Annotated in this window: 15 protein-coding genes and 1 tRNA gene; 8 read left to right on the top strand and 8 right to left on the bottom strand. The window is 71.4% G+C overall.

Going from position 1 to position 17,117, the window contains the following annotated elements:
* Positions 1-181: 181 nt before the first annotated feature.
* From ACWD02_RS04065 to ACWD02_RS04050, 4 genes are read left to right on the top strand one after another with little or no spacing between them, the layout of a single operon-like run.
* A complete protein-coding gene (locus ACWD02_RS04065) occupies positions 182-1,084 on the top strand; it encodes an FAD binding domain-containing protein (protein ID WP_451204146.1) in 903 nt (300 codons plus the stop codon).
* Positions 1,081-2,805 (top strand): (2Fe-2S)-binding protein, encoded by a 1,725-nt coding sequence (locus ACWD02_RS04060; RefSeq protein WP_451204145.1) that lies wholly within the window; start codon positions 1,081-1,083, stop codon positions 2,803-2,805. The genes ACWD02_RS04065 and ACWD02_RS04060 overlap by 4 nt, the downstream gene beginning before the upstream one ends.
* Entirely contained in the window at positions 2,802-5,114 is a 2,313-nt protein-coding gene (locus tag ACWD02_RS04055) for a xanthine dehydrogenase family protein molybdopterin-binding subunit (protein ID WP_451204143.1), read from the top strand. The genes ACWD02_RS04060 and ACWD02_RS04055 overlap by 4 nt, the downstream gene beginning before the upstream one ends.
* A gap of 11 nt (positions 5,115-5,125) precedes the next feature.
* Entirely contained in the window at positions 5,126-5,665 is a 540-nt protein-coding gene (locus tag ACWD02_RS04050; protein WP_451204395.1) for an AAA family ATPase, read from the top strand.
* 50 nt (positions 5,666-5,715) lie between these two features.
* On the opposite strand, the gene ACWD02_RS04045 is transcribed toward ACWD02_RS04050, so the two are convergent.
* Complete coding sequence (locus tag ACWD02_RS04045; RefSeq protein WP_451204141.1) at positions 5,716-6,240, bottom strand: hypothetical protein; 525 nt, start codon at positions 6,238-6,240, stop codon at positions 5,716-5,718.
* A 44-nt stretch (positions 6,241-6,284) separates the two neighbouring features.
* Positions 6,285-6,359: transfer RNA gene (locus ACWD02_RS04040), tRNA-Cys, on the bottom strand.
* A 333-nt stretch (positions 6,360-6,692) separates the two neighbouring features.
* On the opposite strand from ACWD02_RS04040, the gene ACWD02_RS04035 reads away from it, so the two are divergent.
* From ACWD02_RS04035 to ACWD02_RS04020, 4 genes are all read left to right on the top strand, one after another.
* The gene (locus tag ACWD02_RS04035) at positions 6,693-8,150 is read left to right on the top strand and encodes an MFS transporter (protein ID WP_451204139.1); all 1,458 of its coding nucleotides are present in this window, start codon (positions 6,693-6,695) and stop codon (positions 8,148-8,150) included.
* 213 nt (positions 8,151-8,363) lie between these two features.
* On the top strand, positions 8,364-10,160 hold the full coding sequence (locus tag ACWD02_RS04030) for a DEAD/DEAH box helicase (protein WP_451204137.1): 1,797 nt from the start codon (positions 8,364-8,366) through the stop codon (positions 10,158-10,160).
* A gap of 348 nt (positions 10,161-10,508) precedes the next feature.
* Positions 10,509-11,150 (top strand): IclR family transcriptional regulator, encoded by a 642-nt coding sequence (locus ACWD02_RS04025; RefSeq protein WP_190080202.1) that lies wholly within the window; start codon positions 10,509-10,511, stop codon positions 11,148-11,150.
* Positions 11,151-11,199: 49 nt separating this feature from the next.
* The gene (locus ACWD02_RS04020; protein WP_451204135.1) at positions 11,200-12,006 is read left to right on the top strand and encodes a S16 family serine protease; all 807 of its coding nucleotides are present in this window, start codon (positions 11,200-11,202) and stop codon (positions 12,004-12,006) included.
* A 152-nt stretch (positions 12,007-12,158) separates the two neighbouring features.
* Here ACWD02_RS04020 and ACWD02_RS04015 read toward each other — a convergent pair whose 3' ends face one another.
* The 6 genes from ACWD02_RS04015 to ACWD02_RS03990 form a co-directional block, all read right to left on the bottom strand.
* On the bottom strand, positions 12,159-12,749 hold the full coding sequence (locus ACWD02_RS04015) for a helix-turn-helix domain-containing protein (protein ID WP_451204133.1): 591 nt from the start codon (positions 12,747-12,749) through the stop codon (positions 12,159-12,161).
* 89 nt (positions 12,750-12,838) lie between these two features.
* Positions 12,839-13,810: a glycine betaine ABC transporter substrate-binding protein gene (locus ACWD02_RS04010; RefSeq protein WP_451204131.1), complete on the bottom strand. Its 972-nt coding sequence runs from the start codon at positions 13,808-13,810 to the stop codon at positions 12,839-12,841.
* Positions 13,807-14,685 carry an ABC transporter permease gene (locus ACWD02_RS04005; RefSeq protein ID WP_451204393.1) on the bottom strand — a complete coding sequence of 293 codons (879 nt, stop codon included), beginning with the start codon at positions 14,683-14,685 and terminating at the stop codon, positions 13,807-13,809. The genes ACWD02_RS04010 and ACWD02_RS04005 overlap by 4 nt, the downstream gene beginning before the upstream one ends.
* 26 nt (positions 14,686-14,711) lie before the next feature.
* Positions 14,712-15,968: a betaine/proline/choline family ABC transporter ATP-binding protein gene (locus ACWD02_RS04000; RefSeq protein ID WP_451204130.1), complete on the bottom strand. Its 1,257-nt coding sequence runs from the start codon at positions 15,966-15,968 to the stop codon at positions 14,712-14,714.
* Complete coding sequence (locus ACWD02_RS03995) at positions 15,961-16,608, bottom strand: ABC transporter permease (RefSeq protein WP_451204391.1); 648 nt, start codon at positions 16,606-16,608, stop codon at positions 15,961-15,963. Before ACWD02_RS03995 ends, ACWD02_RS04000 begins: the two co-directional genes overlap by 8 nt.
* 37 nt (positions 16,609-16,645) lie before the next feature.
* Entirely contained in the window at positions 16,646-17,116 is a 471-nt protein-coding gene (locus ACWD02_RS03990; protein WP_160505290.1) for an Lrp/AsnC family transcriptional regulator, read from the bottom strand.
* Position 17,117: the final 1 nt, after the last annotated feature.

The following is a 17,117-nucleotide window of genomic DNA, read 5'->3' as shown; positions in this document are numbered from 1 at the left end:
GAAAACGGCACATCCTCCAGGTCTGCGGACGAATGACTCCTAGCGGACCCCCGCGCCGGGGTCCGGGGAAGATGTGCCAGAGTTGCCACGTCCGGGCTGTGAGCACGTACCGTACGGCGGAACAGGCGTAACGGTGGGCACGGCGAGAAAGCCGCCGGGCATCGGGAAGGGGCAGCCGGTTTTGAGCACGCACGCACGGCAGGCGGCGCACACCGCGCAGACGGCGACGCTGCCTGCGACGTTGGACGAGGCCGTGGAGGCGCTCGCCGCGATGCCCGCCGCCGTGCCCGTGGCCGGCGGCACCGACCTCATGGCCTCCGTCAACGCGGGCCTCCTGCGCCCCGCCGCGCTCGTCGGCCTCGGCCGCATCAGCGAGATCCGCGGCTGGCAGTACCAGGACGGTCACGCGCTGCTCGGCGCCGGTCTCACCCACGCACGCGTCGGGCGGCCCGACTTCGCCGCCCTGATCCCCGCGCTCGCCGCGGCCGCACGCGCCGCGGGGCCCCCGCAGATCCGCAACGCGGGCACTCTTGGCGGCAACATCGCCACGGCGGGGCCGACCGGCGACACCCTGCCCGTCCTGGCCGCCCTGGAAGCCGTCCTCGTCATCGCGGGACCCGGCGGCGCGCGCCGCGAGGTCCCCGTATCGCACCTGCTCGCGGGGATGGACATGCTCCGCCCCGGCGAACTCATCGGCTTCGTACGGCTGCCGCTCCTGCACGCCCCGCAGGTCTTCCTCAAGGCGACGGGCCGCACCGGGCCCGGACGCGCCATCGCCTCCGTCGCGCTCGTCCTCGACCCGGCGCGGCGCGGTGTGCGCTGCGCGGTCGGTGCCGTCGCGCCGATGCCGCTGCGGCCCCTGGAGGCCGAGCAGTGGGTCGCCTCGCTGATCGACTGGGACGGCGAGCGGACGATCGTGCCGGAGGCGCTCACCGCCTTCGGTGAGTACGTCGCCGCCGCGTGCATCCCCGACCAGCCTCCGGCGGACGACGGCTCGCCGCAGCCGCTGCCGCCCGCCGTACTGCACCTGCGGCGCACCGTCGCCGCGCTGGCCCGACGAGCACTGGGGAGGGCGCTGTCGTGAGGGACGACCAGACCGGTGGAAACGCCGCGAACGACGCGAACGGCGGCTGGCAGCCGCACCCACAGGGCGAGTACGACTCGGACGCCACGGCCTTCGTGCAGCTTCCGGAAGGCGCCCTGGACTTCGACCACTCGCCGCTCGCCGCGCCCGGCCACGGTTATGTGCCGCCGCAGATAACGGTCACCCCCACGACGGCCGACGCGACGGACCCGGCCGCCACGGGTGTCTGGGTCATGCCGCCCGAGGTGACCGGCGCGGGCACCGGTGTCCAGAACGTGCGGTGGCCCGACGCGGGCGGTGTGCCCGAGCCCGAGCCGCCGGTCCACGAGCAGGAGCACGCGTACGACCCCCGGGCCACCGGGCAGTGGAGCTTCCACGAGGCGGAGGGCCACGCGCCCGCCGCCCCGGCCCCCGCCGATGTCACGGGACAGTGGTCGATTCCCGTGGCCAATGGTGATCTTCCGGACGAATCGGGTGAGTTCACCGCGTCCTCGCTCGCCGCGCAGTGGGGCGGCGGTACGCCCCCGGCGACACTGCCGGGCGGTGCGGCCGCACCGTGGGCGACCGGTGGCGCGGGCGCGGGCGCTCCGTGGTCGGAGCCGGTGCAGCAGCAGTACGCCGAGCCGCAGGCGCAGGCCGAACCGCAGGCGCAGGCCGAGCCGCATCCGCTTCCGCACATGCAGCCCCACGCGCAGCAGTACGCCGAGCCGCAGCACCACGAGCAGCAGCACCACGAGCCCGTCCCGCCCCCGGAGCCTTTCGTCCCGGCGGCGCCGGTGGCCCCCGAGATGCACGTGGTGCCTGACGTGCCGCTGGTGCCTGAGGTGCCCGCGGCGTCTGAGGCGTCGGAGATGCCCGCGGAGCCGGAGCCCTCGCCGGAACCCGAGCCGGAGCCGGAGCCCGAAGCCGAGGCCGAGCCGGACAGCGCGGCCGAAGTCGAAGCCGATGCCGAAGCCGTGGTCGAGGCGGACGCCGAGTCCGAGGCCGACACCGAGGCCGACATCGAGGCCGACACCGACGTCGAAGCCGAAGCCGCCCCTGAGGGCGACCCCGAGGCCGAACCCGAAGCGGCCCTCACCGCCACCGCTCTCTCCGACGAACACCCCCTCTGCTCGTACGTCCTGCGCGTCAACGGCGCCGACCGCCCCGTCACCGGCGCCTGGATCGGCGAGTCGCTCCTCTACGTCCTGCGCGAGCGCCTCGGCCTCGCGGGCGCCAAGGACGGCTGCTCGCAGGGCGAGTGCGGTGCCTGCAACGTCCAGGTGGACGGCCGTCTCGTCGCTTCCTGCCTGGTGCCCGCGGCCACCGCCGCCGGCAGCGAGGTGCGCACCGTCGAGGGCCTCGCCGCCGACGGCAGGCCATCCGACGTCCAGCGGGCGCTCGCGGCCTGCGGCGCGGTCCAGTGCGGCTTCTGCGTGCCGGGCATGGCGATGACCCTGCACGACCTCCTGGAGGGCAACCCCGCCCCGACCGACCTGGAGACGCGGCGCGCCCTGTGCGGCAACCTGTGCCGCTGCTCCGGCTACCGGGGCGTGCTCGACGCCGTGCAGGAAGTGGTCGCCGAGCGCGAGGCGTCAGCGGCGGCCGCCGAGCCGTCCGCCCAGAGCGACGGCGAGGCACGCATCCCGCACCAGGCGGGACCCGGCGCCGGAGGGGTCAACCCGGCGGCGCAGGACGGAACGTACGAAGGACCATACGGCCAGGGCGGAGGCCAGGCGTGAGCAACGAAGCCGCGGGGAACGCGAACACCGCGACCGCAGTGGAGCCGCAGCCCGGCCCGGAGCCGTTGCCGCACGGCATCGGATCGTCCCTGCCGTCGGCGGAGTCCCGCGCCAAGACGGAGGGCACGTTCCCCTACGCGTCCGACCTGTGGGCGGAGGGGCTGCTCTGGGCGGCCGTCCTGCGCTCGCCGCACGCGCACGCGCGCATCGTCTCGATCGACACGTCCCAGGCGCGGGAGATGCCGGGCGTGCGGTCCGTGGTCACGCATGAGGACGTGCCCGGCGAGGCGCTGCACGGCCGTAAGACCCCGGACCGCCCGGTCTTCGCCTCCGACGTCGTACGCCACCACGGCGAGCCCATCGCGGCCGTGGCCGCCGATCACCCCGACACGGCACGGATGGCCGCCGCGGCCATCTTCGTCGAGTACGAGGTCCTCGAACCGGTCACCGACCCGGAGAAGGCCTTCGCGGCCGAACCCCTGCACCCCGACGGCAACTTGATCCGGCACATCCCGCTGCGGCACGGCGACCCGGAGGCGGCGGGCGAGCTCGTCGTCGAGGGCCTGTACCGCATCGGCCGCCAGGACCCGGCGCCGATCGGCGCGGAGGCGGGGCTCGCGGTGCCGCGTCCCGACGGGGGCGTGGAGCTCTACATCGCCTCCACCGACCCGCACACCGACCGCGACATGGCCGCGTCCTGCTACGGCATCGACCCGGACATCGTGAAGGTCGTCGTGACCGGCGTGCCCGGCGCGACCGCCGACCGCGAGGACGCCAGCTTCCACCTCCCGCTCGGTCTCCTCGCGTTGACCACCGGCTGCCCGGTGAAGCTGACGGCGACCCGCGAGGAGTCCTTCCTCGGCCACGCCCACCGCCACCCGACGCTCCTTCGCTACCGCCATCACGCGGACGCCGAGGGCAAGTTGGTGAAGGTGGAGGCGCAGGTGCTGCTCGACGCGGGTGCGTACGCGGACACGTCGTCGGACGCGCTCGCCGCGGCCGTCTCCTTCGCCTGCGGTCCGTACGTGGTCCCGAACGCCTTCATCGAGGGCTGGGCGGTCCGTACGAACAACCCGCCGTCCGGGCATGTCCGGGGCGAGGGTGCCATGCAGGTGTGCGCGGCGTACGAAGCCCAGATGGACAAGATCGCCAAGAAGCTGGGCATCGACCCGGCCGAGGTGCGGCTGCGCAACGCGATGGCGACGGGAGACATCCTCCCCACCGGCCAGACGGTCACCTGTCCCGCCCCGGTTGCCGAACTCCTCGCGGCCGTACGGGACTTCCCCCTCCCCGAGCTGCCCAAGGACACCCCCGAGGACGAGTGGCTGCTGCCCGGCGGCCCCGAGGGTGCCGGTGAACCGGCCGCGGTGCGTCGCGGTGTGGGCTACGGCCTCGGCATGGTCCAACTCCTGGGCGCCGAGGGCACGGACGAGGTCTCCACGGCCACGGTCAAGGTCCACGACGGCATCGCGACGGTGATCTGCGCGGCGGTCGAGACGGGCCAGGGCTTCACCACGCTCGCCCGCCAGATCGTCCAGGAGACGCTCGGCATCGACGACGTCCGGGTGGCCCCCGTCGACACGGACCAGCCCCCGGCAGGACCGAGCTGCCACGGCCGCCACACCTGGGTGTCGGGCGGCGCGGTGGAGCGAGCGGCGAAGATGGTGCGCACGCAGCTGCTGCAGCCCCTGGCCCACAAGTTCGGCATGTCGACCGAGCTCCTCCAGATCACCGACGGCAAGATCACCTCGTACGACGGGGTATTGAGCACGACGGTGACGGAGGCGATGGACGGCAAGGAGCTGTGGGCCACGGCCCAGTGCCGCCCGCATCCCACCGAGCCGCTCGACGAGGCAGGCCAGGGCGATGCCTTCGTGGGCATGGCGTTCTGCGCGATCCGCGCGGTCGTGGACGTCGACATCGAGATCGGTTCGGTACGGGTCGTGGAGCTCGCGGTCGCCCAGGACGTGGGCCGCATCCTCAACCCGACCCAGCTGAGGGTGCGTATCGAGGCGGGCGTCACCCAGGGCGTCGGCGCGGCGCTCACGGAGAACCTCCGTACGCCGAGGGGCCTGGTCCGCCACCCGGACCTGACGGGCTACGCCCTGCCAACTGCCCTGGACACCCCCGACATCCGCATCGTGAAGCTGGTCGAGGAGCGAGACGTGGTCGCACCCTTCGGCGCGAAGGCGGCGAGCGCGGTGCCGGTCGTGACGACCCCGGCGGCGGTTGCGTCGGCGGTGCGGGCAGCCACCGGACGCCCGGTGAACCGCCTCCCGATCCGCCCGCAGGCGGCGGTCGCGACGTGACGGTGCCGCAGCTGAGCGGCGTCGTCGTCATCACCGGCATCATGGCGTCGGGCAAGTCCACGGTGGCGCAGGCCCTCGCCGAACGGCTGCCGCGCGCGGCGCACGTGCGGGGTGACGTCTTCCGCCGGATGATCGTGTCGGGCGGCCAGGAGTACGAGCCCGGCGCGTCGGACGAGGCCGCGGCCCAACTCCGGCTGCGGTACGGCCTGTCGGCGTCCACCGCCGACGCTTACGCGGCCGCCGGCTTCGTCGCGGTGGTCCAGGACGTCATCCTGGGCGAGGAGTTGAAGGCGTACGTGGATCTGCTGCGTACGAGCCCGGTGCACGTGATCGTCCTGGCCCCGCGCCCGGCCGCGGTCGCCGCACGGGAGGCCGGGCGCGGGAAGACCGGCTACGGCGCATGGACGGTGGAGGACCTGGACGCAGGGCTCCGGTCCACGACCCCGAGGATCGGGCTGTGGCTGGACAGCAGCGACCTGACGGTGGACGAGACGGTGGACACGATCCTTGAGCGGCTCTGCGAGGCGCGGGTCGACGAGACGCGGATCTAGCACCCGAGTCCCTGCCTCGCCCAGCCCCAGCCCCGGGAGGCTCAGGCTCCCTACGCCTCGCGGGCCGTCCGTACGGCCTGCTGGATGCCACCCGCCGACCACGTCGACGACGACGTCAGGCGTTCGACCACCCGGTCGAGCCAGTCCGTGTCGGCGAGCCGCCGCGTCTCCTTCGCGGCGACGGTCTGCCCGAGCAGTTCTTGCAGGAGGGAGACCTCCACGAGCCCGTACCAGCGGGGGTGGCGATGGAAGTCCAGCCGCCGGTCCTCGTAGGGGTGCCGCAGCGTCATGTCCAGGTGGCCGGTTCCGCGTCCTCGGAGTCCCCGCACGCCGGCGAGGAAGCCCATCATTGTGAAGTCGCCGCCCTGGGTCGGATATCCGCGCCCGATGGTCACGCGGATCCCGAGCATGATCCTCGGCCAGGGAGTCAACTCGCCCTCCCCGGCGCCCGTGTGCCGGTAGAGGCCGTCCTCGCGGAACTCCACCCAGGCGCGCCCCGGCCGCACCGCGTCGCCCACCCCCCACCGGCCGTCGACCCGCTCCAGGGGCCCCAGGGACGCGTGTATGCCAGTCACCGGCTCATTGGATCACGGGAAACACTTTTCGATCGGTTTCCTGCTGGAGGCCGTGGCGGGAATCGAACCCGCGTTACTGGATTTGCAGTCCAGCCCCTGAGCCACTCGGGCACACGGCCAAGTTGTCGATCACCTGACTCCTTGAACCTAGCCGTGGCCGGCTGGTTCGCTCAAGGGATCTCCGGACGCTGCAACGGGACTGCCATGCGGCGTTCATGAACCGGAGAGTGGGGCTTCGTGGGGCCCGTTGCAGAAAAATCCCACCTCCTCCCCGCAAAACCCCGGCTCGGCGCCGGAGCAGGTGGGATTTTTCTGCCAGGCGTCCGTGGCCAGGCGTCCGTGGCCAGGGAGCCGTGGCCAGGCGTCCGTGGCCAGGCGTACGACCAAGGGACCAGAAGGTCACCGGGCCCGGACAGGGGTCACAGGGTGTCACGCCCCTTACGCTGGCGAGCATGAGCGCCCTCGAACCGCGTGACGCCGAAGTCGCAGCCGCCCCGATAGCCCCGCCCTCCGAGCTGGAGGGCGGAATCCTGCGCGCCCCCTATCGCGCGCTCAGTCTCGGCATCGTCTCCGTGGTGCTGCTCATCGCCTTCGAGGCGACCGCCGTCGGGACCGCGATGCCGGTGGCGGCACGGGAGTTGGACGGGGTTTCCCTCTACGCCTTCGGGTTCTCCGCGTACTTCACCACCAGCCTCTTCGGCATGGTGCTCTCCGGGCAGTGGGCCGACCGGCGCGGGCCCCTCGGACCGCTGGCCACCGGGATCGCCGCCTTCGCGGCGGGGCTGCTGCTCTCCGGGACCGCCGGGGCCATGTGGTTGTTCATCCTGGGGCGGGCTGTCCAGGGGCTCGGCGGGGGGCTCGTCATCGTCGCGTTGTACGTCGTCGTGAGCCGGGCCTACCCGGAGCATCTGCGGCCGTCCATCCTCGCGGCGTTCGCTGCGAGCTGGGTCGTGCCGTCCGTGGTCGGGCCGCTCGTCGCGGGGACGGTCACCGAGCACCTGGGGTGGCGGTGGGTCTTCGTCGGGATTCCCGTCCTTGTCCTCGCGCCACTGGCCCTCGCGCTGCCCGCCATCCGGCGCACCGCCTCCGGGCCCGTCGACCCCACCGCCCCCGTCGAGGCCTTCGACCGGCGGCGCGTACGGCTCGCGCTCGGGATCTCGGCGGGGGCCGGGCTCCTCCAGTACGCGGGCCAGGACCTGCGGTGGCTCTCGCTGCTCCCGGCGGCCGTCGGCGCCGCCGTCCTCGTGCCTGCCGTCCTCGGGCTGCTCCCGCGCGGCACCTACCGGGCCGCCCGGGGCCTGCCCTCCGTGGTGCTCCTGCGCGGCATCGCCGCCGGGTCCTTCATCGCCGCCGAGTCCTTCGTGCCGCTGATGCTGGTCACCCAGCGCGGGCTCTCGCCGACCATGGCCGGGCTCTCGCTCGCCGCCGGTGGGGCGACGTGGGCAGCGGGATCGTACGTACAGTCCCGGCCGCGCATGGAGACGTACCGGACGCGGCTGATGGTGATCGGAATGGTGCTGGTCGCCGCCTCCATCGCGACCGCGCCGACCGTGCTGATCGCCGCCGTCCCGGTGTGGATCGTCGCCGTCGCCTGGGCCTTCGGCTGCCTCGGCATGGGTACGGTGATCGGCTCGACGAGCGTGCTGCTTCTGCGCCTCTCGCCGCCGCAGGACGCGGGTACGAACTCGGCCGCCCTGCAGATCTCGGACGGCCTCTCCAACGCGCTGCTCCTCGCGGCCGGGGGTGCCGCGTTCGCCGCGCTCGGCGGGGGCATGATCGGCGCGCATGGCTCCGCCACGGGGGCGGGCGGCTCGCATCCGGGGGCGTTCGTAGCGGTGTTCCTGCCGATGGCGGGGGTGGCTCTGGTGGGGGCCTGGGTGGCGGGTCGGGCACGGGATCGATCTCTCTGAGCGGGGCCTTTTTGATCGCCGGGTGGGTTGCTGATGGCCGCCGGTGTGAGACGGGTCGCACCCGGGCCGAGGCACGTGCCGGACCCCGCGGCGCGTCAACCTTCACCGGTAGGGTGGCCCGGTTGTCGTACGTACCCGAGCTGCCCGCCCGTCACCCACCCCCACCCTGCTCGACGCGCTGCGCGCGGCCCCTACCTCTTCAAACCGGAGACCGTGACTACCACCGCCGCCAACTCCGCCTCCCACCACCTCTCTCCCGCCTTCCCCGGCCGCGCCCCCTGGGGCACCGCCAACAAGCTGCGTGCCTGGCAGCAGGGCGCGATGGAGCGGTACCTCCAGGAGCAGCCGCGTGACTTCCTCGCCGTCGCGACACCCGGCGCAGGCAAGACGACGTTCGCGCTGACGCTCGCGTCCTGGCTGCTGCACCACCATGTCGTGCAGCAGGTGACGGTGGTCGCGCCGACCGAGCACCTGAAGAAGCAGTGGGCGGAGGCCGCGGCCCGGATAGGGATCAAGCTGGACCCGGAGTACAGCGCGGGTCCGCTCAGCAAGGAGTACCAGGGCATCGCCATCACGTACGCGGGTGTCGGCGTGCGGCCCATGCTCCACCGGAACCGGGTCGAGCAGCGCAAGACCCTCGTCATCCTCGACGAGATCCACCACGCCGGTGACTCGAAGTCGTGGGGCGAGGCCTGCCTCGAAGCGTTCGAGCCCGCGACGCGGCGCCTCGCGCTCACCGGTACGCCCTTCCGGTCCGACACCAACCCCATCCCCTTCGTCTCGTACGAGGAGGGGAACGACGGCATCCGGCGGTCCGCCGCCGATTACACGTACGGATACGGGAGTGCGCTCGGCGACGGTGTCGTCCGGCCCGTGATTTTCCTGTCCTACTCGGGCAACATGCGCTGGCGCACCAAGGCCGGTGACGAGATCGCGGCGCGGCTCGGCGAGCCGATGACCAAGGACGCGATCTCGCAGGCCTGGCGGACCGCGCTCGACGCGCGCGGCGAGTGGATGCCGAATGTGCTGAAGGCCGCCGACCAGCGGCTCACCGAGGTCAGGAAGGCGATCCCGGATGCGGGTGGGCTCGTGATCGCCTCGGATCAGGACTCCGCACGCTCGTACGCCAAGCTGATCCGGGAGCTCACGGGGGAGAAGGCCACCGTCGTCCTCTCCGACGACACCGGCGCCTCGAAGCGGATCGACGACTTCACCGCGAGCAACGACCGGTGGATGGTCGCCGTCCGCATGGTGTCCGAGGGCGTCGACGTGCCGCGGCTCGCGGTGGGCGTGTACGCCACCACGATCTCGACGCCGCTCTTCTTCGCCCAGGCCGTGGGGCGTTTCGTGCGTTCCCGGCGGCGCGGCGAGACCGCGTCGGTCTTCCTGCCCACCGTTCCCGACCTCCTCGGCCACGCCAACGAGATGGAGGTCGAGCGGGACCACGTGCTCGACAAGCCGAAGAAGGAGGGGGAGGAAGACCCGTACGCCGAGTCCGAGAAGGAGATGGACGAGGCGAACAAGGAGCAGGACGAGGACACCGGCGAGCAGGAGCAGTTCTCCTTCGAGGCGCTTGAGTCCGATGCCGTCTTCGACCGGGTGCTTTTCGACGGGGCCGAGTTCGGGATGCAGGCGCACCCCGGGAGCGAGGAGGAGCAGGACTATCTGGGCATTCCTGGGCTCCTCGAACCCGACCAGGTGCAGATGCTGCTCCAGAAGCGGCAGGCCCGGCAGATCGCGCACAGCAAGAAGCGGCCCGACGGCGAGGCGGACCTTCTGGAGATCCCCGCCGAGCGGCGGCCCGTGGTCTCCCACAAGGAGATGCTCGAACTGCGCAAGCAGCTCAACACGATGGTCGGCGCGTACGTCCATCAGAGCGGGAAGCCGCACGGCGTGATCCACACCGAGCTGCGGCGCACGTGCGGCGGGCCGCCGAGCGCGGAGGCCACCGCCGGGCAGCTGCGGCAGCGGATCGCGAAGGTCGGCGAGTGGGCCACCCGCATGAAGTGAGCGGGTCCATGACGTGAGCGCGTCCGTGAAGTGAGCGCCTCTTCGCCGGTGTGGAGGGGGAGGGGTGTGTTCCGGGTGTGCGGGAGTCGTGCGCACCCCCGCCGACGTGCCCCGCGTATGGGGCATTGCGCCCCTAACAGCCGGTCTCGTGCCCGGATTCTGGACGGAGTCTTCCGCTGAGCGGGACGGCCTCGCTAATGTCCCCGCAACGTACACGCCCCGTGGCAGCGCCGCCGCGGAGCGCAGCCGGAGTTCCGACCGGCGGCCTCTGACGCGCGTCGCCCACGGGACCGGCGACGCAACCGCTGCGTAAAGAGGCCGTCGACCCTCACCTAAGGAGTGGGCGTCGTGACCGCGGAGACTTCCCAGACGCTCGACCGAGGACTGCGTGTCCTCAAGCTGTTGGCCGACACCGACCATGGGCTCACCGTCACCGAGCTGTCGAACAAGCTCGGCGTGAACCGCACCGTGGTGTACCGCCTCCTCGCCACCCTCGAGCAGCATGCCCTGGTCCGTCGTGACCTGGGCGGCCGGGCCAGGGTCGGCCTCGGGGTGCTGCGCCTCGGCCGCCAGGTGCATCCGCTGGTGCGCGAGGCGGCGCTGCCCGCTCTTCGCTCGCTGGCCGAGGACATAGGGGCGACGGCGCACCTCACGCTGGTCGACGGCACCGAGGCACTCGCCGTCGCCGTCGTCGAGCCGACCTGGACGGATTACCACGTGGCCTACCGGACCGGTTTCCGGCATCCCCTGGACCGTGGCGCCGCGGGCCGCGCGATCCTCGCCGCCCGGCAGGGCCTCGCCACCGACCCCGGCTACGCGCTGACGCACGGCGAGCTGGAGGCCGGCGCGAGCGGGGCCGCGGCGCCGCTGGTGGGGGTCACCGGCATAGAGGGGAGCGTGGGGGTCGTCATGCTGTCCGACTCCGTGCCGGAGCGGGTGGGGCCGCGGGTGGTGGACGCGGCACGGGAGGTGGCGGACGCGTTGCGCTGAGCCCTGTCCGCTGATCCGGTCATGGAACCGGTCACGTTAGATTGATCCCGTGTTCTCCCTCTCTCGCCTCACGCGCCCCAAGGCCCTCGCTGTCTGTGCCGTTCCCGTGGTCGCCCTGCTGGCCGTCGCCGGCCTCGCGCCGCTGCCGTTCGCAGTGGCCCAGCCGGGGTCGACGGCGAACGTGCTCGGCAAGAGCGAGGGCAAGCCGGTCATCACGATCACCGGTGCGCCCACCCGCGAGACGGAGGGGCAGCTGCGGATGACGACGATCGTGGCCACGGGGCCCGACATGGACGCGAGCCTGAGCGACGTGGTGGACGGCTGGTTCCGCACGGACCGTGCCGTGATGCCCAAGGACTCGGTCTACCCCACCGGCGACAACGTGAAGGAAGTCGAGGAGCACAACCTCGGCGACATGAGGAAGTCGCAGGACACGGCCACGCAGGCCGCGCTCTCGTACCTCAAGGCGAACGGCGTGGACGGCACGGACAAGGTGAAGGTGAAGGTCGACCTCGGCAAGATCGGGGGCCCCAGCGCGGGCCTCTTCCTCTCGCTCGGCATCATCGACCTGATCGACGGCAACGGCAGCGGCGGGGACCTCACGGGCGGCCGGAAGATCGCGGGCACCGGCACGATCTCCGAGGACGGGGAGGTCGGCCCGGTCGGCGGTGTGGCGCTGAAGACGCAGGCCGCCAGGCGTGACGGCGCGACCGTCTTCCTGGTCCCGAAGGACGAGTGCTCGGACGCTCAGGCGGAGCTGCCGGAGGGCCTGCGGCTCGTCCCGATCACGACGCTGAAGGGCACGGTTGACGCGCTGCGTTCCCTGGACCGGGGCGGTAAGGTCCCGAGCTGCTGACCAGGCGCAGGCCCAACTCGACCATGGTCCAGCCGAGTTGAGTGCGCAGCGGGTGCCTGCTGTCGCGTAAGGGCGCGGTTCGGCGGAGCTCGGCGGCGCGGGTGTGGTGCAGCAGGAGGTGTACGTCGGGGTGCATGGCTGGCGGGTTCCTCTCAGTCGGGTCGTCGCGTCGGGAACACGTGGGTGTGGATGCGTACGTGTTCGGCCTGTGGGTCTTCATCCTTGGGTGCCGACTCGCGGTAGCTCGCGATCAGTTGATTGACCTTCTCGCCCAGCTCGGCGGCCAGCGCCGGGGTGAGTCGCAGGGTCCGGTCGCTGATGTCCGCGCTGGACTGCCACTCCTCGGGCCATTCGTGGATGGTCCCGACCCAGGTGGACAGTGCCTCGGAGTGCAGGGCCGCGACCTCGTGCAGGTACAGCGCGGCCGCCCCGCGCACCGCCGGATCGGCGTCCCGGGTGAGTGTGTTGCTGAACTCCGTGGATTGCTGGGCCGCCCGCCACCACCGCTCCCGGCCCTTGCCGTGCTCCGGGGCGTCCTCGACGAAGCCGTGAGCCGCGAGTTGACGCAGGTGATAACTGGTCGCGCCGCTCGACTCGCCCAATCGCACGGCGAGTTGCGACGCGGTGGCCGGGCCGTCGATGCGCAACGAGCCGAGCAGCCGCATCCGCAGGGGATGCGCGATGCCCCGCAGGGAGCGGGCGTCGAGCGTACGGACTTTCAGGGGCTCCGGCTGTTCCGTCATGTCCGTGAGCGTAGAGTTGCAAAGACTCCGTTGCAAGGGGTTCGCTGCAACGGAGTCTTTGCAACTCTCGGCGACCCCGCGGCCAAGAGCTACCCCTCCTTCACGAACCCCTCCTGCACCAGCCAGTCCAGCGCCACCTCATGCGGGTCCTGGCCCTCCACGTCCACCTTGGAGTTCAGCTCCTGGGCCACCGTGTTGTTCAGCTTCTTCGTGATGGGGTCCAGGACCTCCGCCATCTTCGGGTACTTCTTGAGCGCCTTGCTGTTGATCTCCGGGGCGACGTTGTAGTTGGGGAAGAAGCGCTTGTCGTCCTCCGTCAGCGACAGGTCCATCGCCTTGATGCGGCCGTCGGTGGTGAAGACCTCGCCGAACACGCACGACCCCTTGGAGACCTGGGTGTAGATGATCCCGGTGTCCATCTTGGTGATGTTGGAGGCGGGGATCTTCATCCCGTACTCCTTCTGCATGCCCGGCAGGCCGTCCTCGCGCGAGGAGAACTCGCTCTCCACGCAGAGCGTGACCGCGTCCGGGTCCGACTTGGAGAGGGCCGCCACGTCCGAGAGGGTCTTCGGCTTGTACTTGGCCTTGTTCTTCCGGTTGATGGCCAGGGAGTACGTGTTGTTGAGCTCGGCGGGCGGCAGCCAGGTGACGCCGTTCTTCGCGTCCGCCTCGCGCACCGCCTCCCACTGCTTGTGCGGGTCGTCGATGGGCTCGGAGTTGCCGAGGTACGTGATCCAGGCGGTGCCCGTGTACTCGTACATGGCGTCCGCGTCGCCGCCCTTGACGGCCTCGCGGGCGCCGATCGAGCCCTGGATGCCCGTCCGGTCGAGGACGTCCGCGCCCGCCGCCTCGAAGGCGATGCCCATGATCGCGCCGAGGACCAGTTGCTCGGTGAACTCCTTCGACGTGACGGTGAGATCGACGCCCTTCAGGGGGAGCCCCTTGCCGATCGTGCCCGGCTTCACGTCGTCCACCATCGGGCTGCCGCTGGTGAGACCGCAGCCCACGAGCAGGGCCCCGCCCACCATGCCGACCGCCGCCGTACGCAACGTGACCCTCATGTCCCGGCCTCCAACCCTCGCGGACGCAGGACCAGTTCGGCCAGCGAGGCCAGCCAGTCCACCAGGAGCGCGAGCGCGATCGTCAGGATCGAGCCGAGCATGAGCACCGGCATCCGCTGGTTGGTGATCCCGGTGGTGATGAGGTCGCCGAGCCCGCCGCCACCGCCGAAGGTGGCGAGCGTCGCCGTGCCGACGTTCAGGACGAGCGCAGTACGCACACCCGCCAGGATCAGCGGAACGGCCAGCGGCAGCTCGACCCTGCCGAGGACCCCCCACGCCGACATGCCGATGCCGCGCGCGGCCTCCAGGAGGGTCGGGTCGTTGGCGTTCAGGCCCGCGATCGTGTTGGAGAGGACCGGCAGGACGGCGTAGATGATGATGCCGATCAGGGCGGCCTTCTCGCCGATGCCGATCCAGATCACCAGGAGGGCGAGCAGGCCGATCGCCGGCGTGGCCTGGCCGATGTTGGCCAGGGCCATCGCGCCCGGCGCCGCCTTGCGGAGTTTCTTGCGGGTCAGCAGGATGCCCAGCGGGATCGCGATGATCAGCACGAAGAACGTGGAGATCACCGTCAGCTGGATGTGCTGGCGGAGCCTGAGCCAGACGTTGCCGTCCGCCAGCGCGTTCCGCGAGATCGAGTCGAGGTCGGCCTGCTCGAACCACCACCAGGTGAGCAGCAGGACGAGGACGAGGAACGCGGGCAGGACGGTGAGCTTCTGCCAGCCGATCCGCCGCCGGTGGCCCGTGGCCGCGCCCGAGGGTGGCGGCTCCTGCTCGGCCTCGCCCGTGTCGCGGTAGAGATGGCCCTTGACCTCGTGCTCGCCGTCGGGCCGTGGGCCGGGGCCGCCGTCGGGGGCCGGTGTGTGGTCGGGGATCCGGGGGGTGTTCCCGGGGGTGCCTTTCACGCCTTCGCCTCCCCTCCGGGGCCTTCCTGCTCGTGGTGGGTCAACTCGGCCCGCTGCTCCTGCAGTTCGTGCTGGTGCTCCACCGCGTCGAGCCGGTCGGCCTCCAGCATTTCGTGGACGGAGTTCATCAGCGTCTCCATGTCCACGACGCCGGTGTACTCACCGCGCCGCCCGGTGACCGCGACCCGCCCCGCGTTGTCCGTGAGGACCGCTTCGAGCGCGTCGCGCAGGGTGGCGTCGCGGGTGACGGTGTCGTGCACGAGCGTGCCCGCGCGGGCCAGCGAGCCCTTGGCGCGCATCAGGTCACCGCGCCGCAGCCACTTGTAGGGGCGGCCGCGTCTGTCGAGGAGCAGCAGTTCGTTCGTGCCGCTCGCCCGCAGCTTGTCGAAGATGTTCTGCAGCGGGTCGTCGACGGTCACCGTCGCGAAGTCGGCGATCTCCACGTCGCGTACGCGGGTGAGGTTGAGGCGCTTCAGGGCCGCGCCCGCACCCACGAAACCGGAGACGAAGTCGTCGGCGGGGTTGGTGAGGATGGCTTCCGGGGTGTCGAACTGCGCGATGTGCGAGCGCTCCCGCAGGACCGCGATGCGGTCGCCGAGCTTGATGGCCTCGTCGAAGTCGTGCGTGACGAAGACGATCGTCTTGTGCAGCTCGTGCTGGAGCCGGATCAGCTCGTCCTGGAGGTGGTCGCGGGTGATCGGGTCGACCGCGCCGAACGGCTCGTCCATCAGGAGGACCGGCGGGTCGGCCGCCAACGCCCGTGCCACGCCGACGCGTTGCTGCTGGCCGCCGGAGAGCTGGCGCGGGTAGCGGCCGTGGAACTCGGCCGGGTCGAGCCCGACGAGGTCGAGCATCTCCTCGACCCGGGACCTGACCTTCGCCTTCCCCCAGCCGATCATCTTCGGGACGACGGCGATGTTCTGGGCGACGGTCATGTGCGGGAAGAGCCCGGAGGACTGGATCGCGTAGCCGATCTTCCGGCGCAGCTTCACCGGGTCCATGTCGGTGACGTCCTCGCCGCCGATGCGGATGCGGCCGCTGGTCGGCTCGATGAGCCGGTTGATCATCTTCAGCGTGGTCGACTTTCCACAGCCCGAGGGGCCGACGAGGATCACGATCTCGCCCGCCTTGATCTCCATGCTGACGCTGTCCACCGCCGGGTCACCGCTGCCCGCGTACCGCTTGGTGAGGTGTTCCAGCTCGATCGTCGCGCCCGTGGTGCCGGACTCGGACTCGGACTCGGACTCAGACACGGATACCCCTCGAGATGGTCAGGCGGCCGATCAGGACGTACGCGGCGTCGAAGAGCAGCGCCAGGACGATGATCCCGAGCGTGCCCGCGAGCACTTGGTTGAGCGCGTTCTTGCTGCCGAGGGAGCCGATGCCGCGGAAGATCTCGTTGCCGAGGCCGGGGCCTGAGGCGTACGCGGCGATGGCCGCGATGCCCATCAGCATCTGCGTGGAGACGCGGATGCCGGTCAGGATCGGCGGCCAGGCGAGCGGCAGCTCCACCCGCAGGAGGCGCGCGGCACGCGACATCCCGATGCCCTTCGCCGCGTCCACCAGCGAGGGGTCGACGCCGCGCAGGCCGACGATGGCGTTGCGCACGATGGGGAGCAGGCCGTAGAGGGTCAGGGCGATGACCGTCGGGGCGACCCCGAGGCCGACGACGGGGATCAGCAGACCGATCATGGCGAGCGAGGGGACGGTCAGGATCGTGGAGGTCGCGGTCGTGGCCAGATTGCCCGCCCATTCGCTGCGGTACGTGACGACGCCGATCAGCACTCCGATGACGGTCGCCACGACCATGCACTGGAAGACCGCGCTGGCGTGCTGGTACGCGTCCGTGAGCAACTGCTGGTGGCGGTTGCCGAGGTAGTCCCAGAAGTTCACTGAACTGCTCACCTGCCCGTCTCGCCGGCTGCCCGCGTCAGGTGTCCTCCGACGCCTGTTCGACCAGCGGGATGATCCGCAGCGGAACAGGGTTCTCCATGACGATCGCCGTGGAGGCCCGGACGATGCCATCAAAACCCACCACCCGGTCGATCACACGTTGAAGATCCGCGTTCGAACGGGCCACCAGGCGGCAGAGCATGTCGCCGTGACCGGTGATGGTGTGCAGTTCGAGCACCTCGGCGACGGTCGCCAAATGCGCCCGTACGTCGGCTCCCTGGCCCTGCTTGATCTCCAGCGTCGCGAAGGCGGTGACGGGGTAGCCGAGGGCCGCGGGGTCGACCTCCGGACCGAATCCGCGGATGACTCCGTTCGACTGAAGGCGGTCCATCCGGGCCTGCACGGTCCCGCGCGCGACACCGAGCCTGCGGGACGCCTCCAGGACGCCGATACGGGGCTCGCGGGCGAGCAGCACGATGAGCCTGCCGTCCAGATGATCGATCGTCATG

The sequence above is a fragment of the Streptomyces sp. NPDC002853 genome (genome assembly GCF_053591915.1).
Note: the sequence above shows the minus strand (reverse complement) of the source record. Positions and strands in the feature narration are given on the sequence as shown.